The 12188-nt window shown below is 36.3% G+C and carries 17 protein-coding genes; 2 read left to right on the top strand and 15 right to left on the bottom strand.

Going from position 1 to position 12188, the window contains the following annotated elements:
• Positions 1-94 precede the first annotated feature (94 nt).
• From STA7437_RS19465 to STA7437_RS19415, 12 genes are all read right to left on the bottom strand, one after another.
• Positions 95-403 (bottom strand): YkvA family protein, encoded by a 309-nt coding sequence (locus tag STA7437_RS19465; protein WP_015195098.1) that lies wholly within the window; start codon positions 401-403, stop codon positions 95-97.
• Between the two features lie 170 nt (positions 404-573).
• Positions 574-1311, bottom strand: a complete 738-nt coding sequence (locus tag STA7437_RS19460) for a hypothetical protein (RefSeq protein ID WP_015195097.1) — start codon at positions 1309-1311, stop codon at positions 574-576.
• Positions 1312-1417: 106 nt separating this feature from the next.
• Positions 1418-2182 (bottom strand): hypothetical protein, encoded by a 765-nt coding sequence (locus STA7437_RS19455; protein ID WP_015195096.1) that lies wholly within the window; start codon positions 2180-2182, stop codon positions 1418-1420.
• Positions 2183-2244: 62 nt separating this feature from the next.
• Positions 2245-3066: a hypothetical protein gene (locus STA7437_RS25070; RefSeq protein WP_015195095.1), complete on the bottom strand. Its 822-nt coding sequence runs from the start codon at positions 3064-3066 to the stop codon at positions 2245-2247.
• 73 nt (positions 3067-3139) lie between these two features.
• On the bottom strand, positions 3140-3559 hold the full coding sequence (locus tag STA7437_RS19445) for a hypothetical protein (protein WP_015195094.1): 420 nt from the start codon (positions 3557-3559) through the stop codon (positions 3140-3142).
• A gap of 23 nt (positions 3560-3582) precedes the next feature.
• Positions 3583-4353 carry a M15 family metallopeptidase gene (locus STA7437_RS19440; protein WP_015195093.1) on the bottom strand — a complete coding sequence of 257 codons (771 nt, stop codon included), beginning with the start codon at positions 4351-4353 and terminating at the stop codon, positions 3583-3585.
• A 53-nt stretch (positions 4354-4406) separates the two neighbouring features.
• Positions 4407-5798, bottom strand: coding sequence for an NAD-dependent malic enzyme (locus STA7437_RS19435; protein WP_015195092.1), 1392 nt, complete (start codon positions 5796-5798; stop codon positions 4407-4409).
• A gap of 67 nt (positions 5799-5865) precedes the next feature.
• On the bottom strand, positions 5866-6375 hold the full coding sequence (locus STA7437_RS19430; RefSeq protein ID WP_015195091.1) for a MogA/MoaB family molybdenum cofactor biosynthesis protein: 510 nt from the start codon (positions 6373-6375) through the stop codon (positions 5866-5868).
• 131 nt (positions 6376-6506) lie between these two features.
• Positions 6507-6842, bottom strand: coding sequence for a photosystem II reaction center protein Psb28 (gene psb28 / locus STA7437_RS19425; RefSeq protein WP_015195090.1), 336 nt, complete (start codon positions 6840-6842; stop codon positions 6507-6509).
• Between the two features lie 215 nt (positions 6843-7057).
• Positions 7058-7936, bottom strand: a complete 879-nt coding sequence (locus STA7437_RS19420) for a universal stress protein (RefSeq protein WP_015195089.1) — start codon at positions 7934-7936, stop codon at positions 7058-7060.
• The gene (locus tag STA7437_RS27470) at positions 7929-8060 is read right to left on the bottom strand and encodes a hypothetical protein (protein WP_281169235.1); all 132 of its coding nucleotides are present in this window, start codon (positions 8058-8060) and stop codon (positions 7929-7931) included. The genes STA7437_RS19420 and STA7437_RS27470 overlap by 8 nt, the downstream gene beginning before the upstream one ends.
• A 39-nt stretch (positions 8061-8099) precedes the next feature.
• A complete protein-coding gene (locus STA7437_RS19415; RefSeq protein ID WP_015195088.1) occupies positions 8100-8297 on the bottom strand; it encodes an NblA/ycf18 family protein in 198 nt (65 codons plus the stop codon).
• A gap of 535 nt (positions 8298-8832) precedes the next feature.
• On the opposite strand from STA7437_RS19415, the gene STA7437_RS19410 reads away from it, so the two are divergent.
• On the top strand, positions 8833-9288 hold the full coding sequence (locus tag STA7437_RS19410) for an RNA recognition motif domain-containing protein (protein ID WP_015195087.1): 456 nt from the start codon (positions 8833-8835) through the stop codon (positions 9286-9288).
• Between the two features lie 193 nt (positions 9289-9481).
• Positions 9482-10192 (top strand): ribose-5-phosphate isomerase RpiA, encoded by a 711-nt coding sequence (rpiA, locus tag STA7437_RS19405; RefSeq protein WP_015195086.1) that lies wholly within the window; start codon positions 9482-9484, stop codon positions 10190-10192.
• Positions 10193-10253: 61 nt separating this feature from the next.
• Here rpiA and frr read toward each other — a convergent pair whose 3' ends face one another.
• From frr to STA7437_RS19390, 3 genes are all read right to left on the bottom strand, one after another.
• Positions 10254-10802, bottom strand: coding sequence for a ribosome recycling factor (gene frr, locus STA7437_RS19400; protein WP_015195085.1), 549 nt, complete (start codon positions 10800-10802; stop codon positions 10254-10256).
• Positions 10789-11511 carry a UMP kinase gene (gene pyrH, locus STA7437_RS19395; protein ID WP_015195084.1) on the bottom strand — a complete coding sequence of 241 codons (723 nt, stop codon included), beginning with the start codon at positions 11509-11511 and terminating at the stop codon, positions 10789-10791. Before pyrH ends, frr begins: the two co-directional genes overlap by 14 nt.
• A 113-nt stretch (positions 11512-11624) precedes the next feature.
• Positions 11625-12179, bottom strand: a complete 555-nt coding sequence (locus STA7437_RS19390) for a thioredoxin family protein (RefSeq protein WP_015195083.1) — start codon at positions 12177-12179, stop codon at positions 11625-11627.
• Positions 12180-12188 lie beyond the last annotated feature (9 nt).

Genomic DNA, 12188 nt, shown 5'->3' with positions numbered 1-12188 from the left:
TTTTAATTGCTGAGATTGTAATCAATCCCAAAAAAAAACTAGAAAAATCTATGCATAGATCGACAAAAAACACTGGTTACACCGAGGCTAAAATTTAGCTTTTTTGGGTGGAAACTGGTTCGACTTCTACATCGATCACATCTTGGCCAACATTTTCTTGAGATACTCCAATGTCTTGTTTATTAGATTTAAATTTATCTAAGAATAATTGAGATAGTTCTGTTACTAATAAAGTCGCGAGCATAAAGTCATCAATTTGACCTGCAATAGGAATAAAATCAGGTGAAATATCAATAGGACTGATTAAATAAATTAAAGTACCAAGAATGATCCACCAGCGATATTTAGGGTTGCGGATTGCGTTACGATACCAGTTGTAAAGAGAGGTAAGAGAAAATTTCATTGTTTCTTCCTAATTAAAACCTGCTTTTATTTTGACAAATTGCTCTGATTTTCCTAGTGTGGATAACCTCATCCAATAATTGCGGTAACTACTATATTAATTCTTAATTAGTCTATCAAAAGATAGAGATAATTCAGGAAGGCTCTCTACTTAATTTTGAAAGATAAAATTTATTTTAATTTGTTCAAATAATTAAACTTAATCTTTTTTATTTTAGTTGATGATAAAAATCTCTTACTTAATAGTTTTTGTAAAGCTAAATCAGAGCTATTAGATAATAAAAAATTTTTAATAACTACTTGGGCTAAAAGAGCAAATAAAACAGTGATTATTAAAATAACTGGTAAATTAATTGAAGCTACAATTAACATTAAAACTACAATTATTGTTAAACCTAAAGATAAACCCCAAGACAACAATTGGCTCTCTTGAGCAAGGTGACGTGCGAACTGAGAGGTTTGTTTCTTGCGACTTTTAGAAGCCAACCCTGTGCGTTTACTTGATGATTTTAGTTTGAGTTGATTTAACATTTGTTCAATCACCCAATAATGAGCATTGATAATTCGTTGGAGTAATTGAAACTCTTGCAAGTAATCATGGCGAATTTGTTGAACAATTTTTCCATCTAAAGAAATTGTGCTTTGAATAACGGCAGTTTTTTCTTCGTCTTGTTGATAAAAAGAACAAAAGTTTAGTTCAACAGAAAAATTATTTTGATGATTTAGTAAAACATAGGAACGAAAATCAGTTAAAATTTCCGAAGCAAACTGAAACTTGCGATTGGTTTCTTGCCATAATTGTATTTCTCTCAGCAAATTTTCATTAAATTGAAAACAAACGCGGTTAGGTAAATTTTGCTGACGACTAACTTGAATTTTTTCAATGTGAATCCACGAATCTGATTTCATACTATTATCAGTTACCAGTAGAGACTACGCGGTGCTACGTCTGTACATCAATTAACAATTAACAAAAATTAAGGAAATGAACTGTATCTCTAAAAATATAAACTCGCTATATTTTCTTTTTTTTAGCAATCAAATTAATAATAGTTTTAAAAAGTGAAGACCATTGTTTTTCACCCCAAAAAATACTATTTTGATGCAGATTTAAAATTTGTGATTGATGAGGATGAGTCAAAATAGCTTGAGAATAACAATTAAAAATTTTCCCATCTAACTGAATTTTAGTCTGAGCATAAATTGCAGGAGAGTTATTGTTTTTAAGATTTAAAAGTTGATTTTGTTGATCTAAACTTTGTTTAACAGTTGCTAGCTGGCGTAGAGTTCGTAAAAAATAATAATTATCTAAAAGATTAAAAACCGAAACAGTTGTTTGCTTAGTAGGATCGGGAATCGGCTCGGGAAGTTGAGTAGGAAGACGTTCCCATTCAGAATTAGATTGACTAAGAATAGTTAAATTTTGTTTGGCTTGAGCTTCTTGTTCTGAGTCATAAAACTCAGAAGCAGGATCGATTAAAAGTAAAGTGTAGGCTAATTCTAACTGACGACGAAGTTGTAAATAGCGATCGCATAAATCAGAATGAATCTGAATCTGTTGAAGCTGTTGCCGAGAAATGAGATATATTTCTTGATAAACTTGCCAAGGAATAAATTGTTCTTTGGTAATTTCTTCAACAAAAGTGGTATTAATTTCTAGAGCAGTAACTTCTCCTAATGAATCTGTTAAAGAGTTGAGCCACTGTTGAAATTTTGAGTGAGGAGGTTTACCTCGATCGTTATTTTGCTCAATAGCTGTTGAATATTTGTTTGCGCTCACAGCTTTAGTATAAAAATTTTAATTCTTTCAAGTATAGTTCTCGATTTATTAAACTGCTATTACTAAGGATGATTGGAATTTGGCTTATTTTTGTCAAAAAATCTAGCTGAAGTATTGGGTAAAAATTCGGTGTTATCAAGTTCATCCCAACGAGCAGCTTCATTTAATTCTAAAGAGTCAATATCTAAAATATCTGCTGCCATTGCTGAATCATCATCCTCTTCTTGTAACCATTCTCCCCATTCTTCTTCTACTGATTGTCTGATAGCTTGATCTTCAGGCTCTGCTTCTAAATCCTCTAAAGATAATAAATTAGTTTCATCATCATCTTCTTCGGCACTGATAAAAGTAGTAGAATAGCGATCGCGATTTAATTGTTCCTCAACTTCAAGTTGATTAATAGTAGAAGCTGAATTTAATTGAACAGAATTAGAATCAATAGACATTGACTGGGAAATTTGGTCATGAACATTTTGAGGCGATTGAGCTTCAGGTGACCAATTTAATTCGCGGTATTCTCCACTCTGTTGATAGTTTTGTAAAACTGCCATCAAACGAAACATCTGTTGTAGACTGAGTAAATTTTGTTTAATAGTTTGATGACCCCTCGATACTTGATCGAGATGAAATTGATGAACTTGTTGATCAGCGTCATTATGAATAAAGCGATCGCCGATTTCGTTTTTGATTTCTCCAGCAACTAAATTAATTTGGGTACGTAAACGATGTCCTGGTTGGGGTTGAGTTGAAGTAGACTGAGTTTGATTGGGAGAGGCAATCCAGGTAGTAATTTCTAATTCTGGAGTTTTGCTCATCGCGATCACAAAAGCTTCAGTTAGTTGTCCCGCTCTTAGAGCTTGTTTAAATTCTGCACTGGCTGCCATAAAAATTCTCCTAATTAATGATTTTCAGTAAAAGTTTGGCAATGCCAAACCCTTACATAAATTAATTTTGATCTTATTCGGTCTGAGAAGACGATAAAGCTGCTGGTTTCGATTGTAATCGCGGAAATGAAGTTTTGGGTAATTCTGATAAAGTTTCCGTGAGAACCACAAACATCTTTTGCAGACTTTCAAGATTTTTAAGTAAAATTTCTCGTCCTTGTTTGACTTGTTCTAGATGTAATTGTTGAATTGCTTCATAATCGGAATTGCCGATAAATTCACTACCAATTTCGTTTTCAACTTTGCCATCTACCAAATTAATGCTGGTACGTAAACGATAACCGGGTTGGGGTTCATCTTCGGGAAAATCCATCGTTGAAGAAGATACCCAAGTAGTAATTTTTAACTCAATTGCTTCACTCATTGCTAGAGTTAGGGCATCAAAAACTTCTCCAGCTTTAATTTTGGCTTTGAATTCTTCAATTGCTGTCATACATTTAAGAGTCAAATTAATAATTAATTATTAGGCTGCTTGAGGTTACGAGCTTTGTAAAAAGTTTCTAAACTTTTGCGATCGCCAACGTAACGCCAATGCCAAGGTTCGTAACTAATTCCTTGAGGATTGTTACGAGGAAAAGATAACTCATAACTATAGCGACCCGCATTATTTTGTAACCATTTAAAGGCAGCCGTGTTTTCAAAGTCAGGACTGACGTGAGTTGCAGGTACTTTACCATCACCGATGTCGACCGCATAACCAGTGTGGTGTTCGCTGTAACCAGGAGGCGCACTAACTTCTGCTCTTTTGCTAGTATTTTGACTTCTTTCGGCTTTGACCCCAAAAAACAAGTAATCTTGCTCGGAAATAGAACGATAACCAGAAATAGGTGTTAAACTAATTCCTTCTGCTGCTGCTGCTGCTTGCATTTCGATAAATTTTTCGGCTGCTTTTTGTTCGAGACGAATTTTGCCATCGGCAGTAATGGAACTGAGTTGATCAGGGGAAATTTCCTGATAAGGTAAATGTCCAAGTACATTTTCTATCTTTTCAGAAGCTGGTTGGGGAGAAGGTTTGGGTTTAGCTGGTGGTGCTGATACTGAGGGTGGAGGAGTCGGAGAACTTGGTATTTTGCTCTCAACTTCGACGCTAGAACGTGATAAGAAAAAACTCATTAGTAAGGCAGTCACGCCTAAACTAAAGATTCCAGCTAAAATTAGATTTAAAGGTATGGTGGTAGACTTTTGTTTATCTACTTTTTCTCGAATTGCTTCTGGAATATCATCCATAATTCTTGGGAGATTGTGGATTTAATGGTCGACAATTCCCCCTGGAAAGTTCCCTATTTACGGGCAACTCCATCTTGTAGGGCTGCTTGTCTGACAGCACTAGCTACAGCATCGGCAACTCTAGGATCAAAGACAGAGGGAATAATATGTTCTCGGTCTAAATCTTCCGAATTAATTAAAGCCGCGATCGCTTTTGCTGCTTCCAGATACATATTAATCGTAATACCTGAAGCTCGGCAATCTAATGCACCCCGAAATACTCCAGGAAAAGCTAAAACATTATTAATTTGATTGGGATAATCACTTCTTCCTGTTGCCATGACAGCCACGTCATCATAAATTAATTCTGGTTGGATTTCAGGAATTGGATTGGCCATTGCCATTACAATTGGTTGGGATGCCATTGTATGAACCATTTCTGGTGTTACCACTCCAGGCGCACTAACACCAAGGAAAACATCGGCATCATGCATCGCATCGGCTAAAGTACCACTAGTAGATACGGCAAAGACTTTTTTTTCTTCACTAAGATCGTTTCTTTGTTGAGAAAGAATACCTTTGGAATCACAAAGCCAAATTGTAGTTGCTCCGGCTTTTTTAAATAAATTAGCGATCGCAATTCCAGCAGCCCCTGCACCATTAATGACAATCTTAATTTCTTCAAGGGTTTTTCCGACTAATTTTAAGGCGTTATACAATGCTGCTAAACTAACAATCGCTGTACCGTGTTGATCGTCGTGGAAGACAGGAATATCTAATTCTTTTCTTAATCTTTGTTCGATTTCAAAACAACGAGGCGCAGCAATATCTTCTAAATTAATGCCACCAAATACAGGAGCAATATTTTTAACTGCTTCAATAATCTTTTCTGTATCTTGAGTAGCCAAACAGATGGGAAAAGCGTCAATCTTGGCAAATTCTTTAAAGAGTAAAGCTTTTCCTTCCATTACAGGTAAGGCAGCTTGGGGCCCTAAATTTCCTAATCCTAAAACGGCACTACCATCAGTTACCACCGCAACTGTATTACCTTTAATCGTTAAAGAATAAACTTGTTCAGGCTCATCTGCGATCGCTCGACAAATCCTACCAACTCCAGGAGTGTAAGCCATTGCCAAATCTGATTGTGACTTGAGGGGCAATTTACTCACCATCGAAATTTTTCCCCCTTGATGAATCGCAAAAGTGCGATCGCAATAACTAATTACCTTGACACTCGGTAAAGCTTCAATGGCGGTAATAATTTTATCTGCGTGTTCACTACTAGAAGCATCGATACTTAATTCCCGTTGAGTATATTTTAAGTTACGTTGCAGAAGAGAAATATCTCCTAAACTTCCTCCCACTGAAGCGATCGCACTCATCACAGAAGCCAAAGCCCCTGGACGATTAGGAATTTCAAGTTGAACAGTTAAACTATAGCTGGCACTGGGGTTTAAATTTACCATTGATCAAATTAAATTTTTGCTTATTCTAAAAATAAAACCCAAACATAAACTGTATCGAAAGGTTATTTTATGATTTGCCTTGCAATTGTTTGATCAAGTGAGATAACTCAGGCAAAATCAACTGCGACATAGCCAGTCGAACCGCATTAGAAGAACCAGGCAGCGAAAAAATCAGCTTTTGATGATAAACTCCTGCAATTGCTCGTGACGCGATCGCTCTTGAACCAATTTCTTGATAACTCAACCAACGAAACAACTCTCCAAATCCTGGTAAAGTCTTTTCCAAACGAGTCGCGATCGCATCATAGGTAGTATCTCTAGGTGCAATTCCTGTTCCGCCATTAAAAATTAAAACATCTAAATCATCGCGACCGCTCAATTGAATTAATTGAGTAATAATTTGTTCTGGTTCATCTTTAACAATTTGATATGCTGCCACCTGATAACCAGAATCAAGCAAAAGTTGCTGAATAATTTGCCCACTGTGATCGGTTTCAATGGTACGAGTATCGCTGATAGTAATCACCGCACCAGCAATTTCCCAAAAATCTTTATCTGGATGAGGAGTAGAATTCATATCTAGTTATTTATCATTTATTTTGGGTAATTATTTGCTGATAACTAGCAATTTTAAAATTAATAATATATATATTTAATACAGGGGAAAAAGTTCATTGTTGCTAACAATAAACAATCCCCAAATCTCAACTATGATTTAGTTAAACCTAAATCGTGTTCTTCTGCATATCTATCCATAAAACGAATAAAACGTTCCCATTCTTCGGCAGATTTCATAATTAAAACAGCTTCAATTGCTGTAGGTTTGCCATTAACAAATTTTCCTTTAACTTCTCTAGTAACAATCTCTCCTTCTTCGTCAACTAAGTACATTCCAGTTACTTCATCAGTACTTTCTTGACTCAAAATTTTAGGGAATTCAAAATAAAAAGTAGCTGTACCGCTATTACCAGTACGAGAACGAGTAACGCGAATATCAGGAATAACTTCTTCTGTTACACCTCTAGAAAATTGAATTTCTGCCATAATTAAGTTTGTCTTGATATTTTTGGTGCTAGATTTATTGTTTCATCATCTCATAAATTGCTCTTTGTTCCTGCGCCAGTCATTTCAGTTAGCAGTAGAGACGTGTCGGCGACACGTCTCTACACCAGTTATGAATGATGAAGGATGAATAATCAACCATCAACATTAATACCAAGATTTTGACTGTATTTGATTAACGTGAAAAATAGCCTAAATTAATTTTTAGGCGAAAATAGCAGCACAGGAAACCAACTACGTCGCAAAACATCATTAGCCAAACTAGGAACAGTCCATTGTAAAAGAGTATTACGATAGTCAGTAGCAACCGCGATCGCGCTAAGATCAAAAACTAAAGCCGTTTCGAGTATTTGTTGAAGAGGATTTCCTACTTTTACTTCAGTATGTACTTCTATCCCTAACTCTTCTAATTGAGCTTTAACAGTTTTTAACTTTTGTTGTGCTTCTTCAACACGATATTTAGCCAACATTCCTTGTCTAGTACTGTCATCAATCACCCAAATCAGCAAGCATTTTTGAAAAGACTTTTCAGGACGATTTTGAGCATAATGTTTGATTTGCTCAAGCAAATAATGCGCTGAAGGACCATCATTGTAGGGAATAAGCAGATATCGCCACAAATGCTGACACCGTAAAGATAACTCTTCTTCAGTATAAGTACTAATCAGTTGAGGACGAATGATCATTAGTGGTTGAGCAGTTTGTTTTGCCAAACCAACGCTAGTACTACCAAAAAATTTTTCTTGTAGTAAACTCCGAATCGGTGTACCTGTAAGAATTACGTCGATTGAATTAGCCTCTAAAATTTTGGGAATAGTGTCTAATGGTTTTCCTGAAACTACTTCAATTTTAACTTCTATTCCTTCGGGAACTTGCTCTAATGCTTCGGATAATCTTTGTTTAGCTGCTTGAATTTTTTCTTTGTCTATACGGGGTACTTCCCCTTCTTCCCACAAAGGCACACTATGAAAAAAAACAATTCTTTTTAAACCGCTCTGAGCTAAATCGGGAACGAACTTAACGAGGCGATGCAAACCATCATTAAAATCAGTACAGATTAGACAACTATTAAACATAACCAGGAAAATTACCTTTTCCCTTAACCCTATCAAAAAAAAGTTTTCTTCGTTGAGAATTTTTAACTAATAATTCCGATTCACCCCAACATCCCCAGCTAGTTTCTAATTCAGAAAATGGCAAGAGAAGGAGGTTTCCTCAGTGGACAATCAGTAATTTAATTTATGGTTGTTCCAAGATAGAGTCTAATCCCCATTGATGTTTAATAAACTCTTTATACATATTTTCTCGAACAATCATTTGCTCGTAAAGTGTAATCAAAAACTCTTGAGCTTGTTCATGACTCATTTGTTGAACTTGAGCTTCAAAAGAGCGGAGATTGAACTGTTGTTCTAAAGATAGATTTATCGGTGATAACATAACTTAAACTCCTAGTCACTAGATAATTGCCAGAGGCTGTGTAGCAGCTTTATACGCAAAGCGTCTCTTGGTTTGCCACCCTATAAGCCCCGCGAACGTTGAATCAATGAAATCATTTTTTTTTCTCCATATCAAGTAATGTAACAACAAATTGACAAGATGTACATATAGATATAAGGGTATAAATGTTAGACTGACAATAATAATTGAGAGTTTTTACCTGAAAATAATCACTAATAAATTGACTAATAGTGTAAACATTCTGTAATAATCAAAATAGACCTAAAATTCAGGTAAATCCTCTTGAGGAGGAATTTGGCTAGTTAAAGGTACGATCAAACTCTAACTAACCTGCTTTTCGAGGGTAATGTATTTTGACAGAGTCAATATTTTGTAACTTGAAACAATTTGCCAAAGAACCAATCCTATGAGAACATCTTTGGCGAATTTATTCTATTTTGGCTCAGTCGCAACTAAAAAAATGTTTGTTGTGTACGTCAGATTGAGATGGATTTATATCAGGAGGTAATTTTTCATGTCTGTTCGTCTTTACGTCGGTAATTTGCCCAAAGAACCAATCGAACGCGATGCTTTAGCAGCAATGTTTGCTGAAGCTGGAGACCAAGTTTCTACTAAAGTAATTAAAGATCGTAAAACTGGCAAATGTCGAGGGTTTGCTTTTGTTACAGTTCCTACCGATGAAGTAGCTGACGAATTTATTGAGAAATATAATGGTCAGTCTTTTATGGACAGTAGCCTAAAAATTGAAAAAGCTTTACCTCGTTCAAAAGGCAAAACTAAGGAAGATCAAGCAGCGACTGAAGGAACAACTAGTCCTACTACTGCTTCTCCCAAGCGAAAAACCACTAAGCGAGGCGGTAAAAAACCAAGCAATAAAACTACTCAGCAGTCAGACTCGATTCAACCAGATCCTCGTTGGGCTGATGAACTAGCTAAACTCAAAGAAATGCTAGCAGCAGCTAATAATTAGCTAACTGTAATTTCAAGGACTGTCAATTACTTGTTTTCTGACAGTTACCTTCTTTTTACAGTTCAACTCAAAATGAGCAAAAACGGTGAAAAATCTAGCCAAAGGAGGCAAAATTCAGTTTTTCAGTGTGAATTGATTTGCCTTCCTTCAATAAAAAACTAAATTAACAAACAAATATAAGGAGTTATTGACAATGGCTGAAAGGAGCGATCCTGTTCAAATAATGAAGCAAGAAGTAGGTAAAGCTGCTGCTGCTCGTGTTAAATCAAATTCTATTGTAGGACTCGGAACGGGGTCAACCACAGCCTATGCCATTGAGTATTTAGGCAAGCGTTTACAACAAGGGGAAATTAAAAATATTGTTGGTATTCCTACTTCTTTTCAAGCAGAAGTATTGGCAAAAAAATATGGCATTCCGTTGACAAGTTTGGATGCTGTAGACAAAATCGACATTGCAATTGATGGTGCAGATGAAGTCGATCCCCAAAAAAACTTAATCAAAGGCGGTGGTGCTGCTCATACCCGCGAAAAAGTGGTAGATAGTTTAGCAGAAGAATTTATTGTCGTGGTTGATGGCAATAAATTGGTAGATAAATTAGGCTCGACTTTTTTACTTCCTGTCGAAGTAATTCCGATGGCAATTGCACCAGTGATGCGCAGTTTAGCCAAATTGGGCGGTAAACCAGAACTAAGAATGGGAATCAAGAAAGCTGGACCAGTTGTAACCGATCAAGGTAATTTGGTCGTTGATGTCAAATTTGAGCAGATTGATAATCCTGCTGAATTAGAAAAAACGATTAATAATATTCCTGGTGTTTTAGAAAATGGATTATTTGTAGGTGTAGCTGATGTTATTTTGATTGGCGAAATTAAAGACGATCAACCAGTTATCCGCGAAATGTAATCTAAAAAATAAAGTAGGGACTTTGCTTCAAATTGTCCCTACTCGTAAAAGTTTAATTTTTTTATACTGTAGAAATATCTTGTTCTTTTGCGCTTAGTAAGTCATCAATTTTTTTAGTATACTCATCGGTGACTTTTTGAATCTGGTCTTGTAAATCTCTGGCTTCATCCTCAGAAATTTCACTGTTTTTTTCTTGTTTACGTACCGCATCGATCGCATCACGACGAATGTTGCGAATACCGACTTTTCCTTCTTCAGCTAATTTTCCCGCCATTTTTACTAATTCTTGACGGCGTTCGCTTGTTAAAGGTGGAATATTCAGTCGAATTACTTGACCATCATTATTAGGAGTTAAACCCAAATCTGACATGGTAATGGCTTTTTCAATTTGCGCCATACTACCTTTATCATAGGGTTGAATCACAATCGTAGTTGCATCAGGAGTACTAATATTAGCGAGTGATTTTAATGGTGTTTCCGTACCATAGTATTCTACTACCACCCGATCCAACAACGAAGCATTAGCACGTCCGGTTCTAATAGTATTAAAAGACCGTTGAGTTGCCTCGACAGTCTTTTGCATATGTTCTTTAATTTCAGCTAACTTCACAAAAACCTCCCACAATAGTTCCAACAGGTTCACCTTTGACGGCACGAATAATATTGCCTCCAACGGTAAGATCAAAAACAAGAATAGGAATATTGTTTTCTTTACATAGGGCGATCGCGGTACTATCCATAACTTTTAGTTCGTGGTTTAGTACGTGACCATAAGTAAGACTTTGATAACGACGAGCATGGGGATTAATTTTCGGATCGGCATCGTAGATTCCATCTACTTTAGTTGCTTTAAAAATCACTTCTGCATCAATTTCGGCTGCCCGCAAAGCTGCGGTGGTATCTGTGGTAAAAAAAGGATTACCCGAACCTGCACCAAAAACTACTACCCGACCTTTCTCAAGGTGACGAATAGCTCGACGACGGATATAAGGTTCTGCTAGTTCTTGCATTGCGATCGCACTTTGGACTCTGGTGGGGATGCCAATTCGTTCTAAAGCATCCTGTAACGTCATGGCATTCATGACAGTAGCAATCATACCAATATAATCAGCCGTGGCTCGATCCATTCCCGCAGCAGATGCTTTGACTCCACGAAAAATATTACCACCACCAACGACAACAGCGATTTGTACACCACTATTGACTACATCCGCTATTTCCTGAGCGATTTCGGAAACTACTTTTGGGTCAATGCCGTACCCAAGTTCACCCATTAATGCTTCACCGCTCAGTTTTAATAAAACCCGCTGGTAACTCATCCCTAGAAAAATAACCTCGATCTTGCTTGTGATTTACCTCCCCATAACATACCAGTTTTTAGTCATTTGTTGTTTCTTTGTTCGGTTAGAAGTTGCCAAATTGCTGAAGGAATTTACGATTTGTTTGCTCGCCAAATAATTGAAGAGCCAATTGGTTCAATATAGGTAGGACTAATTTCTTTTCCTGCGAGTAAAGCGGAAATGTTATTGCGTAAATAATTATTGGTGACTTGAGCGGCTGATTCAGAACAATCATCAATACTGCCTGCGTAACGAATAACTGCTTGACTATCTAATAAAAATACTTCGGGAATAACTGTTGCACCAAAGGATCGAGCAACATCTTGGGTAGGATCGCGCAAATAAGGAAAATTTAACTGATTTGCTTGAGCAAAACTTTCCATACTTTCAAAACTGTCTTGAATCGTTCCGTCGGTATCGTTGGAATTAATTCCCACCAGTGTAAAACCATCTGTTGCAAAATCAGCTTGAATTTGTTTGAGACGTTCTAAATATTTTTTGACATAAGGACAATTGTTGCCCAAAAAAACGACACCAAGGGCTTTAAATTTTTCCAAATAACGACCAAGATGATAAACTTGCTTGTCTATTCCTGGTAATTCAAAATCAGGAGCATAATCACCCACAAGATTACAAGCTACTGTCATATAATAAGA

The sequence above is a fragment of the Stanieria cyanosphaera PCC 7437 genome, assembly GCF_000317575.1.
Classification (GTDB): domain Bacteria; phylum Cyanobacteriota; class Cyanobacteriia; order Cyanobacteriales; family Xenococcaceae; genus Stanieria; species Stanieria cyanosphaera.
Note: the sequence above shows the minus strand (reverse complement) of the source record. Positions and strands in the feature narration are given on the sequence as shown.